The 19220-nt window shown below is 51.5% G+C and carries 22 protein-coding genes; 10 read left to right on the top strand and 12 right to left on the bottom strand.

Features of this window, described 5'->3' with window-relative positions:
- Positions 1 to 134: 134 nt before the first annotated feature.
- Positions 135 to 1115, top strand: coding sequence for a malate dehydrogenase (locus ACTNE6_RS04140; RefSeq protein WP_442498703.1), 981 nt, complete (start codon positions 135 to 137; stop codon positions 1113 to 1115).
- A 51-nt stretch (positions 1116 to 1166) separates the two neighbouring features.
- Here the strand turns inward: ACTNE6_RS04140 and ACTNE6_RS04145 are convergent, their stop codons facing one another.
- Together ACTNE6_RS04145 and ACTNE6_RS04150 are read right to left on the bottom strand one after the other, a co-directional pair.
- Complete coding sequence (locus tag ACTNE6_RS04145; protein WP_442498704.1) at positions 1167 to 2138, bottom strand: 2-hydroxyacid dehydrogenase; 972 nt, start codon at positions 2136 to 2138, stop codon at positions 1167 to 1169.
- Positions 2139 to 2271: 133 nt separating this feature from the next.
- On the bottom strand, positions 2272 to 3438 hold the full coding sequence (locus ACTNE6_RS04150) for an aminotransferase class V-fold PLP-dependent enzyme (protein ID WP_194970268.1): 1167 nt from the start codon (positions 3436 to 3438) through the stop codon (positions 2272 to 2274).
- 261 nt (positions 3439 to 3699) lie between these two features.
- Here ACTNE6_RS04150 and ACTNE6_RS04155 point away from each other — a divergent pair, with 261 nt between their 5' ends.
- The 4 genes from ACTNE6_RS04155 (at position 3700) to thpR (ending at position 7496) form a co-directional block, all read left to right on the top strand.
- A complete protein-coding gene (locus ACTNE6_RS04155) occupies positions 3700 to 4659 on the top strand; it encodes an HpcH/HpaI aldolase/citrate lyase family protein (protein WP_194970269.1) in 960 nt (319 codons plus the stop codon).
- A gap of 75 nt (positions 4660 to 4734) precedes the next feature.
- Positions 4735 to 5916, top strand: coding sequence for a malate--CoA ligase subunit beta (locus ACTNE6_RS04160; RefSeq protein ID WP_194970270.1), 1182 nt, complete (start codon positions 4735 to 4737; stop codon positions 5914 to 5916).
- Positions 5917 to 5929: 13 nt separating this feature from the next.
- Positions 5930 to 6817, top strand: coding sequence for a succinate--CoA ligase subunit alpha (sucD, locus tag ACTNE6_RS04165; protein ID WP_442498705.1), 888 nt, complete (start codon positions 5930 to 5932; stop codon positions 6815 to 6817).
- Between the two features lie 154 nt (positions 6818 to 6971).
- Positions 6972 to 7496 carry an RNA 2',3'-cyclic phosphodiesterase gene (thpR, locus tag ACTNE6_RS04170; protein ID WP_442498706.1) on the top strand — a complete coding sequence of 175 codons (525 nt, stop codon included), beginning with the start codon at positions 6972 to 6974 and terminating at the stop codon, positions 7494 to 7496.
- Positions 7497 to 7510: 14 nt separating this feature from the next.
- Here the strand turns inward: thpR and ACTNE6_RS04175 are convergent, their stop codons facing one another.
- The 3 genes from ACTNE6_RS04175 to xseA all read right to left on the bottom strand — a co-directional run bounded on the left by ACTNE6_RS04175 (position 7511) and on the right by xseA (position 11970).
- Positions 7511 to 8968 (bottom strand): TrkH family potassium uptake protein, encoded by a 1458-nt coding sequence (locus ACTNE6_RS04175; protein WP_442498707.1) that lies wholly within the window; start codon positions 8966 to 8968, stop codon positions 7511 to 7513.
- A 138-nt stretch (positions 8969 to 9106) separates the two neighbouring features.
- Positions 9107 to 10474, bottom strand: a complete 1368-nt coding sequence (gene trkA / locus ACTNE6_RS04180; protein WP_194970274.1) for a Trk system potassium transporter TrkA — start codon at positions 10472 to 10474, stop codon at positions 9107 to 9109.
- Positions 10475 to 10596: 122 nt separating this feature from the next.
- Positions 10597 to 11970, bottom strand: a complete 1374-nt coding sequence (gene xseA, locus ACTNE6_RS04185) for an exodeoxyribonuclease VII large subunit (protein ID WP_442498708.1) — start codon at positions 11968 to 11970, stop codon at positions 10597 to 10599.
- A gap of 160 nt (positions 11971 to 12130) precedes the next feature.
- Here xseA and ACTNE6_RS04190 point away from each other — a divergent pair, with 160 nt between their 5' ends.
- The 3 genes from ACTNE6_RS04190 to ACTNE6_RS04200 are packed head-to-tail and all read left to right on the top strand — an operon-like array spanning position 12131 to position 13066.
- Positions 12131 to 12451 carry a DMT family transporter gene (locus tag ACTNE6_RS04190; RefSeq protein WP_194970276.1) on the top strand — a complete coding sequence of 107 codons (321 nt, stop codon included), beginning with the start codon at positions 12131 to 12133 and terminating at the stop codon, positions 12449 to 12451.
- A 1-nt stretch (position 12452) separates the two neighbouring features.
- Positions 12453 to 12743 (top strand): sulfurtransferase complex subunit TusB, encoded by a 291-nt coding sequence (gene tusB, locus ACTNE6_RS04195; protein ID WP_194970277.1) that lies wholly within the window; start codon positions 12453 to 12455, stop codon positions 12741 to 12743.
- Positions 12734 to 13066, top strand: a complete 333-nt coding sequence (locus ACTNE6_RS04200; RefSeq protein ID WP_194970278.1) for a TusE/DsrC/DsvC family sulfur relay protein — start codon at positions 12734 to 12736, stop codon at positions 13064 to 13066. The genes tusB and ACTNE6_RS04200 overlap by 10 nt, the downstream gene beginning before the upstream one ends.
- Here the strand turns inward: ACTNE6_RS04200 and ACTNE6_RS04205 are convergent, their stop codons facing one another.
- The 5 genes from ACTNE6_RS04205 to trhP form a co-directional block, all read right to left on the bottom strand.
- On the bottom strand, positions 13067 to 13459 hold the full coding sequence (locus ACTNE6_RS04205; protein WP_194970279.1) for an RNA-binding S4 domain-containing protein: 393 nt from the start codon (positions 13457 to 13459) through the stop codon (positions 13067 to 13069). It lies immediately after the preceding gene.
- Positions 13456 to 13818, bottom strand: a complete 363-nt coding sequence (locus ACTNE6_RS04210) for a rhodanese-like domain-containing protein (protein ID WP_442498709.1) — start codon at positions 13816 to 13818, stop codon at positions 13456 to 13458. Before ACTNE6_RS04210 ends, ACTNE6_RS04205 begins: the two co-directional genes overlap by 4 nt.
- 153 nt (positions 13819 to 13971) lie before the next feature.
- Positions 13972 to 14919 (bottom strand): 4-hydroxy-3-methylbut-2-enyl diphosphate reductase, encoded by a 948-nt coding sequence (ispH, locus tag ACTNE6_RS04215; RefSeq protein WP_194970281.1) that lies wholly within the window; start codon positions 14917 to 14919, stop codon positions 13972 to 13974.
- A gap of 35 nt (positions 14920 to 14954) precedes the next feature.
- Positions 14955 to 15440: a ribonuclease E activity regulator RraA gene (gene rraA / locus ACTNE6_RS04220; protein ID WP_442498710.1), complete on the bottom strand. Its 486-nt coding sequence runs from the start codon at positions 15438 to 15440 to the stop codon at positions 14955 to 14957.
- A gap of 57 nt (positions 15441 to 15497) precedes the next feature.
- On the bottom strand, positions 15498 to 16841 hold the full coding sequence (gene trhP, locus ACTNE6_RS04225; RefSeq protein WP_194970283.1) for a prephenate-dependent tRNA uridine(34) hydroxylase TrhP: 1344 nt from the start codon (positions 16839 to 16841) through the stop codon (positions 15498 to 15500).
- 162 nt (positions 16842 to 17003) lie between these two features.
- Here trhP and ACTNE6_RS04230 point away from each other — a divergent pair, with 162 nt between their 5' ends.
- The gene (locus ACTNE6_RS04230) at positions 17004 to 17144 is read left to right on the top strand and encodes a hypothetical protein (RefSeq protein WP_434483702.1); all 141 of its coding nucleotides are present in this window, start codon (positions 17004 to 17006) and stop codon (positions 17142 to 17144) included.
- A gap of 178 nt (positions 17145 to 17322) precedes the next feature.
- Here ACTNE6_RS04230 and dtd read toward each other — a convergent pair whose 3' ends face one another.
- Positions 17323 to 17775, bottom strand: a complete 453-nt coding sequence (dtd, locus tag ACTNE6_RS04235; RefSeq protein ID WP_442498711.1) for a D-aminoacyl-tRNA deacylase — start codon at positions 17773 to 17775, stop codon at positions 17323 to 17325.
- Between the two features lie 68 nt (positions 17776 to 17843).
- Here dtd and ACTNE6_RS04240 point away from each other — a divergent pair, with 68 nt between their 5' ends.
- Positions 17844 to 18668, top strand: a complete 825-nt coding sequence (locus ACTNE6_RS04240; RefSeq protein ID WP_442498712.1) for a thermonuclease family protein — start codon at positions 17844 to 17846, stop codon at positions 18666 to 18668.
- Here the strand turns inward: ACTNE6_RS04240 and ACTNE6_RS04245 are convergent.
- The gene (locus ACTNE6_RS04245) at positions 18654 to 19217 is read right to left on the bottom strand and encodes a chorismate--pyruvate lyase family protein (RefSeq protein WP_194970287.1); all 564 of its coding nucleotides are present in this window, start codon (positions 19215 to 19217) and stop codon (positions 18654 to 18656) included. The genes ACTNE6_RS04240 and ACTNE6_RS04245 overlap by 15 nt on opposite strands.
- Positions 19218 to 19220 lie beyond the last annotated feature (3 nt).

The following is a 19220-nucleotide window of genomic DNA, read 5'->3' on the forward strand; positions in this document are numbered from 1 at the left end:
TGTAGTATGGATAGTATGGGTATTAAATAGATATGTGGTGTCGGGAATAATAAGAGAGTTGGATGTATATGATTTCCGATCGTTTGGAACTTAACCATAAGTTCTGAAAAACATTACAGGAACTAGGAAAACAGATGAAAACACCCGTTCATATTGCGGTTACAGGTGCGGCAGGACAAATCAGTTATTCATTGCTATTTCGCTTGGCGGCAGGCTCATTGCTTGGCCCCGAGCAGCCTATTGTTCTGCATTTGCTGGAAATCCCGCCAGCGATGAATGCTTTACAGGGCGTAGTCATGGAATTGAAGGATTGCGCTTATCCTCTGCTGCATCGCATTGAAGTTACTGCCGATCCTAAAGTAGCGTTCAGAAATGCCGATTATGCTTTTTTAATTGGTGCACGCCCGCGCGGACCCGGCATGGAACGAAAAGATTTGCTGGAAGTTAATGCAGAGATTTTCGCAATCCAAGGCAAGGCTTTAAATGAAGTCGCCAAGCGAGACATAAAAATACTGGTAACAGGCAATCCGGCCAATACCAATGCCTTGATCGCTATCAGCAACGCGCCGGATTTAAGGCCGGAGAATTTTTCCGCCATGAGCCGGCTGGATCACAACCGGGCGATAAGTCAGTTGGCCGAGAAGTGCGGCGTGCTGCCATCCGATGTAAAAAACATGGCCATCTGGGGCAACCATTCTACTACGCAGTACCCTGATCTGCATCATGCCAAGGTCAAAGGCCGGGATGCCTTGTCGCTGGTTGAGCATGACTGGTTTGTCAACGAGTTTATACCTACCGTTCAGCAGCGCGGCGCGGCAATCATTAAAGCCAGAGGCGGGCAGTCCAGTGCCGCATCGGCGGCTAATGCCGCGATCAATCAGATGGGCAACTGGATCTTGGGCACCAAGGCAGGCGATTGGGTCAGTATGTCGTTATTGTCGGATGGCAGCTACGGTATCGAGCCGGGTCTGGTGTATTCTTATCCTGTTACAGTCGCTAATGGTCAGGTCAATATCGTCAAAGGGCTCGATATCAACGAATTCAGTATGCAAAGAATGAAGGCTACGGAGGCTGAATTAAAACAGGAAAGGGATTCGGTCAGGCATTTGCTTTAGACGTTTTTTCTGTGGAAACAAAAAAGGGCGGTTTAACCCGCCCTTTTTTAATTAAACGACCCGATCGGGCGGCTCCTGGCCTGCAAAAAAAGCTGCCAGATTTGCCAGTACTTTTTCGCCCATGGCCGTGCGCGTAGCAATGGTGGCACTGCCTAAGTGAGGCAGTAACGATACGTTGTCCAGCGTCAGAAATCCTTCGTCAACGTTGGGCTCACCTTCGTAAACATCCAGGCCGGCGCCGGCGATTCTTTTTTCCTTCAGGGCTCTGATTAATGCCTTACTGTCGACGACATCACCGCGGGCCGTATTGATCAAATGAGCTGTCGGCTTCATCTGGCTAAGCCGCTCTTCATTGATTAAATGACGCGTTTCGGCACCGCCCGGACAGTGCAATGAAACGTAGTCGGAGATTTGCAGAAGCGCTTCAATGGTATCGCAACGGGTCGCGTCCAGGTCATCAACAACGTGCTGATCTGCAGCGCGCGGGCTGAAATAATAGATTTTCATGCCGAAACCATGATGAGCTTTTCGCGCCATGGCTTGCGCGATGCGGCCGAAACCGATCAAGCCCAATGTGGCGCCCGTGACATCCGAGCTCATCATATGTGTCGGGCACCAGCCGGTCCATTGTCTGGAGCGGACCAACCGATCGCCTTCGGCGCCGCGCCGGGCCGACATCAATAATAAGGTCATGGCGATATCGGCCGTGCTTTCGGTCAATACGCCGGGCGTATTGGTGACGACCAGGCCTTGTTCCTTAGCGGCATTGATGTCGATATGGTTAAAGCCGACGCCGAAATTGCCCAGGATTTTGCAGCGTTTGTTCGGGACATTAATGACATCCGCCGGGAATGAGTCGCAAACGGTCGGGCAGACGGCATCGTAGTTTTGCAATGCGTCTTTGAAATGAGCGGCAGACAGCGGACGGTCGTATTCATTTAAAGTAACGTCATAAAGTTCTTTAAGCTTGGCTTCAACAGACTCGGGCCACTTGCGCGTGACGAAGACTTTAGGTTTGCTCATTAATATCCTCCAGGTAACAACGGGTATTGATTGTTTGGGATTTTGAAAAAGGTAACGCTATAAAGCACAAAGGCATCGCCGTTAACAAAACGGGATGCCTTTGTTCGGGGTTCTGGCTGATTACGCAGTCGCGTTATTTTGCTGTCGACCGATAATATTCAATCGCAGCACCAACACCTGAACCCGGCTTGATATCGAAACCGTTATCCAGCATCGCCATTTCAACGCCGGCGATTGCGCCGAGCATGGATACGTCATTCATGTCGCCGAGATGGCCGATGCGGAAGACTTTGCCGGCCACTTCTGACAGGCCAGCGCCCAACGAGATATTATACTTGCTGAATGCGGTGCTGATGACAGCGCGGGCGTCTTTGTCTTCAGGCACGACAACTGCAGAGACCGTGTCAGATTCAAAGCCGGGTTGTGCGCATAGTTTCAAGCCCCATGCGGCAATTGCTTTACGGGTGCCTTCGGCCAAGCGATGGTGGCGCGCATAAACGTTTTCCATGCCTTCTTCCAGCAACAGGTCCAGTGATTTACGCAGGCCGTAGAGGATAGGCAATGCAGGCGTGTACGGTGTATAACCGTCTTTGTTGGCATTCATCTGGTCTCTTAAGTCCAGGAAGCAACGTGGATAGGTGGAAGCTTCAGTGGCTTGCAGGGCTTTCTGGCTGAAAGCTAAAAACGCACCGCCGGCTGGCAGCATAAAGCCTTTTTGTGAGCCGCTGATAGCACCGTCAACACCCCATTCATCCATACGGAAATCCAGGCTGGCGATTGAGCTTACGCCGTCAACGAACAGCAGGGCAGGGTGATTGGCTGCATTCATGGCTTTGCGGACGCCGCCGATATCGCTGGTAACGCCGGTTGCTGTTTCATTGTGGGTTGCCAAAACAGCTTTGATTTCGTGCTTGGTATCTTCTTTTAAGCGGGCTTCCAATCTGTCCAGAGGAATGCCTTTGCCCCAAACTTCTTGATGAATTTCAACATCAAAGCCTAGTCTTTTTGCCATTTCAGCCCACAGGTGGCTGAATTGGCCGAAGCGGTAGATCAATACTTTATCGCCTGGGTTTAATGTGTTGGTCAAGGCAATTTCCCAGCCCGCAGTGCCGGTTGCGGGAAAAATAAACGCCTGCCCGGTTTCTGTTTTAAATACTTTTTTCAGGTCCTGCAAAAGAGGCGTCAGCAATTTAGGGAAGATAGGTGAGCGATGATCTTCCATGTTGACATGCATAGCGTTCAGAACTTCACTTGGCACATTGGTAGGGCCAGGAATATATAGGTGGTTACGACCAGCCATTGTATCGCCTCTTTAAAAATAATTAGTTAAATATCAAATTAATATAGAGATGAGCTTTAAATAAAGCTCAAAAAAACATCCAATAATGACATAGCCGCTATAAATCGGCAAGAACTGATTGGTTACATGCGCTTTAAAAATTGACTTTGACGACTCTGAAAGTAAAATGGAAGGTTAATTTATGCCCGGCTTAAGCCGGCAAAGGCCGTTCAAGCACTGAAATCAGAGTTCTAAGTTTAATAATACAGTTGGAAGGTATCAATGAGTCACACATTATATGAAGCGTCCGTTCAACGGGTTCAACGCTGTGAGCTAGCTGTTCCGGGTTCTAACCCCGGAATGTTCGAAAAAGCGTTGAAGAGCGGCGTGGATTTCATCTTTCTTGATCTTGAAGATGCGGTTGCTCCCGATGATAAGCTGCAGGCACGCAAGAATGTCATCGAAGCAATCAATGATCTGGATTGGAAAGGTCATGGAATTACTCTTTCAGTTCGTATCAACGGCCTTGATACCCAGTATATGGTGCGCGATGTGGTTGATCTGGTCGAGCAGGCCGGCAGCAAGATTGACACCATCCTGATTCCGAAAGTCGGCGTTTATGGCGACGTCTATATGGTTGAGGCGATGCTCAATCAATTGGAAATGCAGCAGGGCCTGAAAAATAAAATCGGCATTGAGGCGCTGATCGAAACGGCGCTGGGCATGGCCAATGTCGAAGACATCGCTCGCAATGGCGCTTCCGGCCGTCTGGAAGCCCTGCATTTCGGTGTGGCCGATTATGCAGCCAGCAATCGCGCCAGAACCACCAATATCGGCGGCTTGAATCCTGATTATCCTGGCGACCAGTGGCATGCCGCAATCAGCCGCATGACTGTCGCATGCCGCGCATTCGGCTTGCGTCCTATTGACGGTCCATTTGGCGACATTAAAGATCCCGAAGGCTATAAAATGGCCGCGAGACGTGCGGCAGCTCTCGGCTGCGAGGGCAAATGGGCGATCCATCCGTCTCAGATCGAACTGGCCAATGAAGTGTTCACGCCGCCTGCGGCAGAAGTCGAAAAAGCACAACGCATACTGGCCGCTTTAAAGGAAGCGGCGGCGCAGGGCAAAGGCGCAGCGGCGCTGGACGGCCGCCTGATCGATGCGGCGTCGGAAAGAATGGCGAATAATGTGGTAAGAGCCGCCGAAGCCATTGCTGCAAAAGCCGGGATTAATAAATAACAAAAAAGAGATAAGGCCGCTTTGGCAGGCGGCCTATTGCTGATAATTTTTCAATATTATTTAGAGAGAGATGCTGTGGATATTCATGAGTATCAAGCGAAAGAAATTTTAAGCGGTTACGGGGTTAAAATCGCTGAAGGTGGGATGGCTTACAGTCCGGAAGAAGCAGTACAGCGCTCCAGGGAAATCGGCGGCAATGTCTGGGCTGTAAAGGCACAGATTCATTCGGGAGCTCGTGGTAAAGCCGGCGGCATTAAAATCTGTAAAACAGACAGAGAAGTAGAGGCGGCCGCAGAGGAATTGCTGGGCAAAAAATTGGTCACGCATCAAACAGGACCTGCGGGAAAAGTCTGTTCAAGACTGTATATCGAAGCCGGAACCGATATCGCGAAAGAGCTGTACTTCTGCTTCTTGGTTGACCGCAGCTCCGAGCGCATCGTTATGGTGGGTTCGGCGCAGGGCGGTATGGAAATTGAAGAGCTGGCCGAAACCAATCCTGAAGCCATTACCAAAATTTATATCGAGCCTGCGGTAGGCCTGCAGGATTATCAGGCGCGTGAAATGGCGTTCGCCCTGGGCATGGACGCAGCCATGCTGAGCCATGGCGTCAAAACGATTAAAGGCTGCTACCGTGCACTGCGCGATCTTGACGCCAACATGGTGGAAATCAATCCACTGGTCATTACCGGCAGCGGTGAGCTGGTCGCTCTGGATGCGAAAATGGGCTTTGACGACAATGCGCTTTTCCGTCAGCCCAAAGTCGCCGAGCTGCGCGATAAAACGCAGGAAGATGCGCGCGAGATGGCCGCGGCAGACCGTGGTTTGAGCTATGTCGGCCTGGACGGCGACATCGGCTGCATGATTAACGGCGCCGGTCTGGCCATGGCGACGATGGACATGATCAAACTGGCCGGCGGTGAACCAGCCAACTTCCTTGACGTGGGCGGCGGCGCTTCAGCTGAGCGTACTGAAAAAGCTTTCCGTCTGGTATTGGCCGATGAGAACGTCAAAGCGATGCTGGTCAATATCTTCGCAGGTATCAACCGCTGTGACTGGATTGCCGAGGGCGTGGTCGAAGCGGTCAAGAAAATTGACATGAAAATTCCGTTGATCGTGCGTTTGTCCGGCACGAACGTGGAAGAAGGGCGTAGAATTATTGCTGAAAGTGGTTTGCCTATCATTACGGCAGAAACATTGGCAGAAGCTGCTGAAAAAGCCGTTCAAGCACGTAATGAAGCTGTCGCAAAAGCTGGCTAAGGGGAAACTATAAATGGCTATTTTAATTAACGAAAACACACGCATCATTGTTCAGGGCTTCACCGGTAAAATCGGCACTTTTCATGCTCAGGACATGATTAACTACGGTTCCAATGTCGTCGGCGGCATTACGCCGGGCAAAGGCGGACAGACGCACCTAGGGCTGCCTGTCTTCAATACGGTTAAAGAAGCCGTGCGAAAAGCCGGCGCCGAAGCCAGCATCATTTTTGTTCCTCCCGCTTACGCGGCCGATTCGATCATGGAAGCGGCCGACGCGGGCATCAAATACTGCGTAGCGATCACCGACGGTATTCCTACCCAGGATATGATGAAAGTGAAAAATTTTCTGCGCCGTTTCCCCGAAGAGGAAAGAATGGTGTTGACCGGCCCTAACTGCGCCGGCACGATCAGCCCAGGACGCGCCATGCTCGGCATTATGCCGGGGCACATCTATATGAAGGGCAATGTCGGTATCGTCGGACGTTCAGGCACTTTGGGCTATGAAGCTGCCGACCAAATGAAACGTTTGGGCATCGGTGTTTCCACCTCGGTCGGTATCGGCGGCGATCCTATCAACGGCAGCTCGCACCGCGATATTCTGGAAAAATTCGAAGAAGATCCGGAAACCAAAGTTGTGGTCATGATCGGCGAGATCGGCGGCCCGCAAGAAGTGGAAGCCGGCATCTTTGCCAAAGAAAACATGAGCAAGCCGGTTGTGGCTTACATCGCCGGTTTGACTGCGCCTGAAGGTCGTCGCATGGGGCATGCCGGCGCGATTATTTCATCGGCTGGCGAAAGCGCGGCCGAGAAAGTCGCCATACTGAAAGATCTGGGGGTGACGATTTGTCCGACTCCGTCTTCGATGGGCGAAACGGTCGCGGCTGTATTGGCTAAACTGTAAGCTTAGGCATTTACAGAAAATAGAAAGCCGCAGCCTGTTAACGCAGGCTGCGGCTTTTTTCATTTTAAGAGCTGAAATTTATTAATTTGAACTTTGCTTGACTGATGCGTTGTATATTTATACAAGGAATCTTTCAGCATCGAGAGGGGTGTTCATGAAAAAGCTATTTTTTGCATTATGGCCGGACGATGAGACCAGACAAAAACTCGTGCAGTTACAGCAAGCCGTTGATGCCAAAGGAGTAAGGTGGGTTCCTGGGCAAAATCTGCATGCCACGTTGGTATTTTTAGGCAATGTCGATGAAACCACTCAAACAGCAATCCAACAGCGCGTTGCAGGCATTTCCATCGATCCGTTTACGTTGACGTTCGACCAGTTGAGTTACTGGCGCAGGCCCAGGATTTTATGTCTGACCTGCCGGCAATTCGGGCCGGAGGTGGTGGCATTAGCGGAAGCGCTGGATAAGGCGGCGGCCGATGACGGTGTGCAAACCGACACGAGGCCGTACACGCCGCATATTACCCTGGCCAGACAAGCCCGAGCTATTGAACAGGATTTTTCCCCCATCATCTGGCGCGCGGAATCATTCTGCCTGATGGAATCGTGCAGCGAGTCCGGCGGCGTCTATTATAAAGTGCTACAGCAATGGCCTCTGTCCGAACGCAATCTAAAACAATAGCGATAGCCGCCTTCTTATTTTTTCCAGAATTCAGGCACGAACAGGATAATCATCGAGAAGATCTGCACGCGGCCCAGCAGCATGGCAATGATGCAAACGCTGGTCTGGAAATCGGTTAAGCTGGCGTAATTGGTCGCAGGGCCGACTTGATTAAGGCCGGGGCCGGCGTTGTTGAAACAGGCGATAATTGCGCTGAAGGCAGTGGTAAAATCCAGACCGCTCAATAGCAGCAAGAACACCAGGATAACGATACAGATGAAATACAGAAAAATGAATCCTGTTACCGAGGTGATAATCTGCGTATTAACGATATTGTCGCCTATTTTGAGAGGTTTTATGGAGGAAGGGTGAATAAACTTGTAGAGTTCCAGGCGGGATTGCTTTAATAGAATGATCGTTCTAATCATACGAATGCCGCCGCCAGTGGAACCGGAAGAGGCGGAAATGCAGCTCAGGAACAGCATCCACATCGGTACGAAAATAGGCCACTGGTTGAAGTCCTGGCTGGCGAAGCCGCAATCGGTGGCGATAGTGACCAGATTAAATGTGGCATGGCGTAACGCTGTAAAATAATCAGGATACGTGCCCTTCTGCCATAGGACCGCAGCTGTTGCAGCGCAACTTCCCAGTACCAGGAGTAAAAAGCCTCTCGCTTCCATGTCCACGGCATAAGGCTTCAGGCTGCGTTTTCGAATGGCGATGAAATGCGTCGCGAAATTAATGGCCGCCAGTAATTGAAATACGGTCAGAACCATTTCGATAGACAGTGAGTTGAAAAAACCGACATTGTTGTCATGTGTAGAAAATCCCCCCAGGCTCATGGCGGCAAAGGCATGGCAAACGGCATCAAACCAGCTCATGCCTGCCAACTTCAAGGCGACAATGCAGGCCAACGTATAGCCTGCGTAGACCATCCACAAGGCCTTGGCTGTTTGTGCTATGCGCGGCGGCAAATCGGATTCCTTAACAGCTCCGGGCGTTTCGGCTTTGAACAATTGCATACCGCCGATGCCCAGCATCGGTAAAATGGCCACCGCAAAAATAATGATGCCCATGCCGGCGATCCAGTTTAATTCATGTCGCCAGAGGTTGATCGACATCGGTAAGTGGTCCACACCGCTGAGTATGGTTGCACCTGTGGTCGTCACGCCGGATACGGTCTCGAAATACGCATCGAGAAAGCTGATTTCCGGCATATAGATTATAAGCGGCAGAGTGCAAAACGCCGGAATCAGCGACCACGTCATAGACACCAAAAGAAAACTCGTTTGTCGCGATACTTTTTTAGGTGTGCGCAAAGTTGGAAAAAACATTAAAGCGCCCAGCAGCAACGTAATCCCCGTGCCTTCAAAAAAAGCGATTGTGGCGCCGTCATGGCTAATCAAAGATGTCATCAGGCAGGTAGCCATCAAGGCGCTAAAACCTATCGTGACCAAGCCAAAAATATGGATGATAGTAAAAATGACATTCATGAAAATGCTTGAATTGTGAAATGATTTAAAAGCACAACTGCGATAAATGACGTATATATTCGAAATACGACAATTTAGTCATGTAGCGAAGAAACACGGGCTTAGGCCAAACGGCTTTACAGGGCATCGTCGACAGGATTATTTACTGAGAGGCTGAAATTTCTGCTCAATGTAAGTGACCAGTTTCTTATCCAGTGCAAACATGACGACATGGTCGCCTTCCTCGAAGACCGTGTCGTGGTGGATGGAAATAACCTGCCGGTCGCGAATCAACGCACCCAATACGATGCCTTCCGGCCACTGAATGGCGTCTACTTGCAGCCCTACTACCGAGTTCTCGCCATTGCCTTTGTGCGCGACGGCCTCGATTGCTTCGGCGGTGCCGCCGCATAAGGAACTGACGCGCGCCACATCGCCGCGTCTGACGTATTTCAGGATGCTGCCCAACGTTTCAACGTTGGGCTGGACGGCCACGTCGATGCCGGTGCCGGGCAGTAACTTTGTGTAAGATCGGTTATTGAGCAGGCATATTGCCTTGCGAACGCCCAACTGTTTCGCCAGCGAAGCCGAGATAATGTTTTCGCCGTCATGGTCGGTAACCGCGCAGAACAGATCGGTTTTATCGATGGACTCATCGAGCAGCAGGGATTCATCGGTGCAATCGCCCTGCAGTACCACGGTATGATTAAGGTCATTGGCGATTTTTTGGGCGCGTTCCGGATTCCGCTCGATGATTTTGACCTGATGGTTTTTTTCCAGGGCCAGCGCCAGACGCTTGCCGATATGTCCGCCGCCGGCAATGATGACACGCTTTAACGGCGCTTCCAGTTTTCGCAGGTCTTTCAATACTCGCTGCACTTCCTTGCGCGGGGCTACGATGAACACCTCGTCGCCGGTGGCGATAAAGGCCTCGCCATTCGCGACCAGAGGTCGTCCTTGCCTGAAAATAGCCGCTATGCGAATCTTGCCGCCTGACAGGCGATCTTTCAGTTCCTTGATTTTTTTGCCGGTTAAAAAGCCGTCCGGGCCCACTTTCAATGAAAACAGCCGCACCAGTCCGTCGGCGAAATCGGTAATCTGCAAGACGCCCGGCAGTTCAATCAGGTTGCGTATCGATTCCATGACGATCTGTTCCGGGCTGATCACGATGTCGACAGGGATGCCGCCGGGAGCGAACAGTTTGGGGTTTTGCAGATAATCGATGGCGCGGATGCGGGCGATCGTTTTCGGGCGGCTGTAGAGCTTGTTGATGATCGTGCAGGCCAGCATATTGGTTTCATCGCGGTCGGTTACGGCAATGACCATATCGGTATTATATACGCCAGCTTGTTCCAGAACGCTGGGGTGGGCGGCATTGCCGGCGACCGTGGCGATATCGAAGCGTTCCTTCAAGGCATCCAGCAGATGGGTTTTATAATCGATGACAACAATATCGTTTTCTTCGCTCGCCAGTGCCTCGGCGACCGAAGCGCCGGTCATGCCGGCGCCAAGAATCAGTATTCTCATAACAGTATCAGCAACCCAATGAGGTTTTGGGTCTTGTGGACCCGACACACGATAAAATCGCGCAACTTTATAGGTGTTTTCGGTTTATCGCAACAAAAATAAAATGACTCGGAGCAGAATGGTCAGGATATCTCCTGATAATCCTGGTCAATGGCCTTGATTTGGCTGGTGAATTGGCCCTGCGCGAGGCGAGTCTGGATCATGTCGCCGGTCTTGAGCTGTTCGGTAGATCTGATAATCTGGCCGGACGGCAAATAAATAGCCATGGCATAGCCTCGGTTCAGCGTCGCCAGCGGGCTAACGGCATGCAAGGTATGGCTGGCATTCAAGAACTGGTGGTTCAATTGTTCCAGCCGGTATTGAATAGCGCTGGCTAAACGCTTGCTTAAGTACTGCTGCCGCTGTTTATGACTGTTTATCATAATGGTGGGGTTGTGTTGCCACAATTTGGCTGTCTTGGCTTCCAGCAGGTTGGCATGCTGGCGCAGTCCGACATGCATGGCCTGGTGAAGCCTTGATTCCAGTTCGCCTAAGCGCTGCGTGTTCCTTGCCAGTTTCTGGTCCGGATGTTGCTGTTGCAGTCGTTTGCTGAGCCAGTCCAGAGATTGCTGAGTCTGGTTCAGCTTGCGCTGTAGTAGCTGATACAGTCGCGATTCCAGATAAATGAATTGCGACAGCCAAGCTTGTTGATCAGGGACGGCATGCTCGGCCGCGGCCGATGGCGTCGGGGCGCGCAGGTCGGCGATGAAGTCGGCAATGGTAAAGTCGGTTTCATGGCCGATGCCCGTGATGATCGGGATATCGCTGGCAAAAATGGCGCGCGCCACGATTTCCTCATTGAAAGCCCATAAGTCTTCCAGCGAACCGCCGCCCCGGCCAAGAATGATCACATCGCACAGAGCCTGCCGGTTGGCCGTGGCGATGGCTTTGGCAATTTCATGTTTGGCATTGTCTCCCTGTACGGCCACCGGATAGATAATGACCGGCACCGCCGCGAAACGCCGGCGCAGGATGGTCAGAACATCCCGGATGGCGGCTCCCGACGGCGAAGTGATGATGCCGATGGTTCTGGGCAGAACGGGCAGGCTTTGTTTATGGGCACTGTCGAACAGGCCCTCCGTCAACAGTTTGAGCTTCAAGGCGTCAAAAGCCCGCCGCAGAGCGCCATCGCCGGCTTCTTCAATTTGTTCGACGATGAGCTGATAATCGCCTCTGGGCTCATAAAGGCTGACTTGCGCCTTGACGATGACCTGCTTGCCGTTTTCGGGTTTGAATCCGAATTTGCGCTGGTGATTTTTAAACAGGGCGCAACGGATCTGGGCATTGGCATCTTTCAGCGAAAAATAAAGATGTCCGGAAGAAGGCGTGCTTAAGTTGGAAATTTCGCCTTCGACCAAAACGGTCAGGAAATAGTCGCTGAGTAGCTGGCTGGTTTCCCGGTTGAGCTGTGTGACGGTATATATTCTGCGCTGAGTGGATGAGGGAGTGATCGTCATGAGATGATTTTATCACTTCTTGCTCTTTCAGTTTGCATTCGTGTCTAGTTGTACAGCTAAGGCTTGGTCAATTACCGGTGACTGATAAAATTTCACATGCTATTGAGCCGCCTATTGTAAAATAAGCGGTATTTTTTATGCATGAAGTAAGAGGTGTGCGTTGGCGTGGTTGCTGTTGTTTTCTGCGGGATTCGCAGAAATAGTGTTTGCTTTGAGTCTTAAATATAACGAGGGTTTTACCAAACTGTGGCCCAGTATCATTACCATGATCTCGGGCGGTTGCAGTTTTTATCTGCTGACGCTGGCCATTAAAACTCTGCCACTGGGAACCGCTTATGCGGTCTGGACAGGCATGGGCGCTGTAGGTGTGGCGATAATCGGAATTTTTCTATTTAAGGAATCGACGGAGCTATTACGATTACTGTCCATTGCTTTCATTATAGCAGGCATTGTTGGACTTAAATTAACGGATAGTCAGTAACGTGTTGCATCTCATTTTTCAGTCACCGATAGAAGTAGCCGTTCTGCAACGTATTGAGCCTGGAGATGCCGTGGTATTTCTTGAAAACGCCGTATTACGATTGTTAAAGAATGGTTTGTTAAGTGAGAAATTAACGCAACTGCTCAGTACGAACCGCTTGTGCGTTTTATCGGAGGATGTGGCCGTGCGCGGCATTGCCGCCGATGAGCTGGTCGAAGGCATCGACATCATCGATTATGCCGGGCTGGTCGAGTTAACCGTTGACAATCATGTGATTCAGTCATGGGCTTGATGGTTCACGGCCGGACTCTGGAAGTAACCGATCAGGGCTTTCTGGTTAATGCCGGTGACTGGGATGAAGAGGTCGCAAAGTGGCTGGCTGAATCGGATAATATTCAGCTGGATGAACGCCACTGGGAAATCATCCTGTTCATCCGCGGCTATTATCAGCAGTTCAGGCACTTGCCGAATGCGCGGGTTTTTACCAAGGCTGTTGCGAAGGCATTGGGCGAGGAGAAAGGCAACAGCCGGTATTTACATAAACTTTTTCCAGAAGGGCCTTTGAAATATGCCTGCAAACTGGCTGGATTGCCCAAGCCGCCGACCTGTTTGTAATCACCCTTGTTTAAAGCGGTGAATCAGGCGCCGTTCTTTTTTGTTTGGTTTGTGATCTCTGTGGTTAAAGCCGAATAGCTCTCGCTGTTCACGCTGTTGGATTATCTGCTGCTGACGTTTTTCCTGGCTTTCGGCGCTTTCCTCATAGAGCAGTGCCGCCTCTTTCGCCGGACGTCGCTGCTCGCTGAGCGCAATGACGGTAATGTCCCAGGTGTAGTTGTCCTTGCTGATGGAGAGTTTTGCGCCGGGCCTGATTTCCTTGCTGGGCTTCGTGCGTTGATCGTTCAGGTGGACTTTGCCGCCGGCTATGGCGTCAGAAGCAAGCTTGCGCGTTTTAAAAAAACGCGCAGCCCATAGCCACTTATCCAGACGTACAGATTCGAGTTCTGTCACGCTTTTACTTCATTGCCGTTGTCTGACCAGGCTTTAAATCCGCCGGCCATGCTGACGGCTTTTCTGTATCCGATCTTGTTCAGCGCTTCCGCCGCCAATGCCGAGCGGCCGCCGGTCTGGCAGTAGACGATGATTCTGTCGCCCTGCTTCTCCTGAAAATCGGGATGCGCGCCTATTTTGAATTCCAATACTCCGCGTGGAATATTGACGGCTCCGGGCAAGTGCCCAGCCTCGTATTCGGCCGGCTCCCTGACGTCCAGAATCAGACTCTTCCCGAGTTCGTTTTTGGCATCATCAATGTTGATTTCAGTGATGTGTTGCTTGGCTTGGGCAACAAGATCCATTGGAGTTAAAGTCATGGTCGTCTCCTGAAAAAATAAAAAAACATATTAGCAATAAATAATATTGCGCTGCCAGTCTTTTTTACAGATTAGACAGGGCGCCTGCGAAAACAATGACTTGAGGCAATCAGGGGCTTGGGTGACCACTGAATGGTCACCCGGAAGACAAGGTTAGCTCATGTGCTTTTTTAATTCTTTCGGCAGTGAGAACACGACTTTTTCTTCTATGCCTTGAATTTCGGTAATGGTTTCGCCACCCCATTGCTTGAGCTGATTGATGACTTCCTGGACCAGGACTTCCGGCGCCGAAGCGCCTGCTGTGACGCCGACTACGTTAACGTTATTAAACCATTCCTGCTTCATGTCTTTCGCTGTGTCGATCAGATAGGCCTGTTTGCCAAGCTGTTCGGCGATCTCACGCAGGCGGTTGGAGTTGGAACTGTTGGGCGAGCCGACGACGAGGATGAGGTCGGACGTTTTAGACAATTCATAAACTGCATCCTGGCGATTCTGGGTCGCATAGCAGATGTCGTCTTTTTTTTGCTCCTGAATGCCGGAGAAACGCGCCCTCAATGCATCAACCATGATCTTGGTGTCGGTCATCGACAAGGTTGTCTGCGTGACGTAAGCCAGATTCTCCGGATTGTTGACTTGTAATTTTTCAACGTCTTCCGGCGTTTCGACCAAATAAATGCCGCCGTTTTCGGTGCACTTCTCGTATTGCCCCATTGTGCCTTCCACTTCCGGGTGGCCCGCATGACCGATCAGGATCACTTCCCGGTCGGATTTGGCATGTTTGGCGACTTGCAGGTGCACTTTGGTAACCAGAGGGCAAGTAGCATCGAAAACAGTCAAATTGCGTTCTTCAGCTTCTTTTTGGACTTGTTTTGAGACGCCATGGGCACTGAAAATCAGGTAGGAGCCGACCGGTACATCGGTTAAGTCTTCAATGAAAACAGCGCCTTTTTCTTTAAGGCCTTCAACCACTGTACGGTTATGGACCACTTCATGGCGAACGTAAATCGGCGCTCCGAACGTTTCCAGGGCCTGATCAACAATTTCGATAGCCCGGTCTACACCGGCACAGAATCCTCGAGGGTTAGCGAGTACAATTTGCATATCTTGACTTCTTTACTTGGTTAATTTGGCTTATTCTAACTCAACATTGTGTCCGACACGATAATTCCATCGGTATCGGCATATAAAAAATGATCTTTCTTGAAAGCGACGCTGGCAAAATAGACAGGCATATCGCGCTCGCCATGGCCTCGTTTGTGACTTTTCAACGGATGCGTATGCAGCGCGCGTATGCCGATAGGCAACTGATCGATGAGGGCGGAATCGCGCAGACAGCCATAGATAATGATGCCTTGCCAGCCGTTGTCAATGGCCAGCCTGGCCAGGTTGCTGCCCAGCAGGGCGCAACGGTGCGAGCCGCCGCCGTCGATAACCAGTACACGGTTTTCGACTTTCTCTTCCAGCGCCTGCCTGACCAGCACATTATCTTCGTAGACTTTCACTGTGGTGATCTGGCCGCAAAAAGCCGGATTGGCGCCATAGGATTTGAACAAGGGCTCGGCAATCTGGAAATGTTCTTCTTCGGAATGCGCATCGCAAAGGTCTGCAGTCGTGAAACTCATAGTCTAAACCCAAGGTATAGGGCGACCGGATGGAGATCGCCCATGATTATTAATGGATCAGGCGAAATAACGCGCGATCAGTCCGTGGTTGCCGGTGGTTTCAGGCATCGGTATCCTGACTTCATAACCGCCGCCCGGAGCCTCCAGCATATCGCGGCCGTACATGTCCAGCATGCGTTCAACGGTAATGTCCTGATTGCCTTCCGGCAAAATCAATTCGATTTTATCGCCGACTGCAAACTTGTTTTTGACATCGATCACAGCCAGGCCGCTTTCCTTGTCATAACTCCTGATTTCGCCGCAGAACTGCTGCTGATGGCTTTTTGAATAGCCGGTGATATAGTTCTGGTATTCATGGGTATGGTGACGCTGATAAAAGCCGTCCGTATAGCCGCGGTTGGCCAGGTTTTCCAGTACGCCGAGCAGTTCGGGCCGGAAAGGTCGCCCGGCCTGTGCATCGTCAATGGCCTGACGGTAGGTCTGCGCCGTGCGGGCGACATAATAATGCGATTTGGTGCGGCCTTCGATTTTAAGGCTGTCCACGCCGATCTCGACCAGACGCTGTACGTGTTCGATGGCGCGCAGGTCTTTGGAATTCATGATGTAAGTGCCGTTTTCATCCTCCATGACCGGCAGCAGCTCACCTTTGCGGCCTTCCTCTTCAAGGAAGTAAACCTTGTCTGCCAACGGATGCCGGTCCGCACCGCCGCAACTGGCTGTGCTGATGTCGGACATAGACAGGGAGCCGCCGGCCAGCACGTAATCGCCTTCGGCGTTTTCATGCGCAGGCAGCGTATCGTATTTCCAGCGGCAGGAGTTCGTGCAGGTGCCCTGGTTAGGGTCGCGGTGGTTGAAATAGCCTGACAGCAGGCAGCGGCCGGAATAGGCGATGCACAGCGCGCCGTGTACAAACACTTCCAGTTCCATGTCGGGACAGCGCTGGCGGATCTCTTCGATTTCATCCAGCGACAGCTCGCGCGACAGGATCACGCGCTCGACGCCCATCCTTTGCCAGAATTTTACCGTGGCGTAATTGACGGTGTTGGCCTGCACGGACAGATGGACAGGCATGTCGGGCCAGGTTTCGCGCACCATCATGATCAGGCCCGGATCGGCCATGATCAAGGCATCCGGTTTCATGGCGATAATCGGTTCTATATCGGCCAGAAAGGTTTTGATTTTGGCATTGTGAGGAATCACATTGGTGGCCAGGAAAAATTTTTTGCCCAGCGCATGCGCCTCATTGATGCCTTTGGCCAGATTGTCTTCAAGAAAATCATTATTGCGCACTCTGAGGCTGTAACGAGGCTGCCCGGCATAGACGGCATCGGCGCCGAAGGCAAAGGCATAGCGCATGTTTTTTAGGGTTCCGGCGGGGGAAAGCAGTTCAACTTGTTTCATGTAATCTATATAAATGGTCTTGATTGACTATATTCTATCGTAATTTTTGATGGTTAAGGGATATAGCTTAACGTCCGGCTGTCGGCTAAAGTTATAGCGCGGGCAGACGTTTGAACGGTTCCCGCTATTGGACAGGATTACTTAGCCATTTAGGAGCGTATCATGTGGGTGATATTATTCATCATAGCTCTGCTTTTTGTCTTGGGCGGCGCTTTAATCTTACTCAGAACGGCAAAAATGCCGAAAATTCCCAAAAATGTTAAATCTCAGCCTTATGAGGAAGACAAGGAAGATAATTGGTAACAGGAGCTTGGGTGTCGATTGGGTAAGGTCGGGTTTTTGTTCGCACTCGAGCTTCATTTCGAGAAAGGATTCAATGTTTGCGCATCAGAACGCGAGCATGCCCACTTGCGGTTCCTGCGGGTGAGGCAGACGGACAAGCAGGCGTTAAAGCGATGCTCGGGCTAGTAGCTAAATTCAGTTAGCGCGACTGGCTCGTCGTTCTCAAGGTAAACGTAACCGGCCCGTCATTGACCAGCGAAACCTGCATATCAGCGCCGAATTGGCCGAATTCGACAGGCGGATAAGCGGCTTTTGCCAGTTGCTGCAGATAACTGAACAGCTGCTGTCCTTTTTCCGGCGATGCAGCCGGGGTGAAGCTGGGGCGATTGCCGCTATTGGTATCGGCTGCCAAGGTGAATTGCGGGACCAGCAACAGGCCGCCGTTGATATCGCGCAGACTCAAATTCATGCGATCATTGTCGTCGGCAAAAATGCGGTAGTTGAGTATGCGTTCCAGCAGGCGCTGTGCGTCTTTTTCGCTGTCCTCTCTCTCAACGGCGACCAGTGCCATGATGCCTTTGTCGATTTGGCCTATGATTTCATTGTTGACGGTGACTTTAGCAGTGGTGACGCGTTGAATGATCGTGAGCATGAGAAGCGGTACAAGTAGTCAGGTTGGAAAAGCAGATGATCTTTAATCATTATAATACAGGCAGGTTCATGAAGTTTTTACTGATTTTATTGCTGGCATGGCCGTCCTGGGCCGGCGCTGAAATCTTCCAATGGAAGGATGACCTTGGCAATCGGCATTTCTCGGATCGGTCATCCCCCGAGGCAAAAATCGTCGATATCAAGCCGGGCTATTCCTTTTGTCGGGTCAAAAAGGTTTTCGACGGCGATACGGTATTGCTGGAGGATGGCCGTAAGATTCGCCTGTTGGGCATCAATACGCCGGAAGTCCGGCACAAAAATGAAGACGCCCAGGCCGGCGGCGATGAGGCGAAGCAGTGGTTGATCAATAAGTTGCAAAACAGCAAAGTCCGCCTGGAAACCGATGTCGAGAAGACCGATAAATACGAAAGAACCCTGGCGCATCTGTTCACCGAGAACGATGAGCATCTCAATCTGCAACTGGTCGCGGCAGGGCTGGCAGCCGTCAGTATTTATCCGCCCAATCTGTTGCATGCCGAGGAGTTGATTAAAGTCCAGGATCAGGCCGAGCAGGCCAGGTCGGGCATCTGGCAGCGCGTCGAGTATGCGGCCATACCGGTCAGCAGCCTTGCCGATCGTGAGCGCGCGGGATGGGTACGATTGGCGGGCAAGGTCGTCAATATCCGCAACAGCCGGAAATACAGTTATCTGGAGTTCTCCAGCCGGTTTGAAGCGCGCATTGAACGCAAGTGGCTGCCGTTATTTCCGGACATGAATGGCTATCTGGGGAAAGAGATCGAGGTGCGCGGCTGGCTCAATAAAAACAAGAACGGCTTTTCGATGCTGATTCGCCATCCCAGCGCAATCAAGCTGCGGCGCCTACCAGACCGCTAATGCACCCGGCAAAAAGAATTCACTGACCAGCATCTGCCGACGCCGAATGGCGTAAACGGTTCTTCTGCCCCATACCGGCCCTTTAATGCCGGCTTCGGCAATCGCTGCCTGTGTCCAGACGGCCGGGCTGGTCAGGGCCACGTCCATTTCCAGACGGTTAAGCTTGGGATAGGAAAAAATCACTTCGCCCAGCGGACGGTTGCCAAGATGCGATAAGCTGCGCTTGGCGGCTTTAAGGGTTCGGGTCGGGATGATGGTTCGGGCCAGAATCAGCGGCTTGCCGTCGGCATGCAGCAACACTTCACGGATTAAACTGTAGCGGCTTTCAGGCAGTTTCAGCAGCCTGCGCTCGCTTAGAAAAGGCGTGCTCCATTGCTGCTGCAGCACTTTAACGGCGACGGCACTGCCGTAATAATCGCGCAGACGCTGCGTCAATGAGCCTGTTTCATAAGTCCAGGACTGAACATCTTTGGGAAGACAATGGCGCGTGCCCTGGCGATTCTCAAACCAGCCGGGTTCCTGCGTGAATAAAAAGCTTTTGGTAGCCAACGG

Origin of the sequence: Methylobacter sp. sgz302048, from assembly GCF_052162025.1 — a bacterium.
Lineage (GTDB): Bacteria > Pseudomonadota > Gammaproteobacteria > Methylococcales > Methylomonadaceae > Methylobacter.

Coding starts and splice junctions, on each gene's coding strand:
- ACTNE6_RS04200 (WP_194970278.1), top strand. CDS start 12,734: ATGGGCTTGATGGTTCACGGCCGGACTCTGGAAGTAACCGATCAGGGC.
- ACTNE6_RS04145 (WP_442498704.1), bottom strand. CDS start 2,138: ATGAGCAAACCTAAAGTCTTCGTCACGCGCAAGTGGCCCGAGTCTGTT.
- dtd (WP_442498711.1), bottom strand. CDS start 17,775: ATGCTCACGATCATTCAACGCGTCACCACTGCTAAAGTCACCGTCAAC.
- ACTNE6_RS04210 (WP_442498709.1), bottom strand. CDS start 13,818: ATGACTTTAACTCCAATGGATCTTGTTGCCCAAGCCAAGCAACACATC.
- xseA (WP_442498708.1), bottom strand. CDS start 11,970: ATGACGATCACTCCCTCATCCACTCAGCGCAGAATATATACCGTCACA.
- rraA (WP_442498710.1), bottom strand. CDS start 15,440: ATGAGTTTCACGACTGCAGACCTTTGCGATGCGCATTCCGAAGAAGAA.
- ACTNE6_RS04240 (WP_442498712.1), top strand. CDS start 17,844: ATGAAGTTTTTACTGATTTTATTGCTGGCATGGCCGTCCTGGGCCGGC.
- ACTNE6_RS04155 (WP_194970269.1), top strand. CDS start 3,700: ATGAGTCACACATTATATGAAGCGTCCGTTCAACGGGTTCAACGCTGT.
- trkA (WP_194970274.1), bottom strand. CDS start 10,474: ATGAGAATACTGATTCTTGGCGCCGGCATGACCGGCGCTTCGGTCGCC.
- ACTNE6_RS04230 (WP_434483702.1), top strand. CDS start 17,004: ATGTGGGTGATATTATTCATCATAGCTCTGCTTTTTGTCTTGGGCGGC.
- ACTNE6_RS04150 (WP_194970268.1), bottom strand. CDS start 3,438: ATGGCTGGTCGTAACCACCTATATATTCCTGGCCCTACCAATGTGCCA.
- sucD (WP_442498705.1), top strand. CDS start 5,930: ATGGCTATTTTAATTAACGAAAACACACGCATCATTGTTCAGGGCTTC.
- ispH (WP_194970281.1), bottom strand. CDS start 14,919: ATGCAAATTGTACTCGCTAACCCTCGAGGATTCTGTGCCGGTGTAGAC.
- ACTNE6_RS04175 (WP_442498707.1), bottom strand. CDS start 8,968: ATGAATGTCATTTTTACTATCATCCATATTTTTGGCTTGGTCACGATA.
- thpR (WP_442498706.1), top strand. CDS start 6,972: ATGAAAAAGCTATTTTTTGCATTATGGCCGGACGATGAGACCAGACAA.
- trhP (WP_194970283.1), bottom strand. CDS start 16,841: ATGAAACAAGTTGAACTGCTTTCCCCCGCCGGAACCCTAAAAAACATG.
- ACTNE6_RS04140 (WP_442498703.1), top strand. CDS start 135: ATGAAAACACCCGTTCATATTGCGGTTACAGGTGCGGCAGGACAAATC.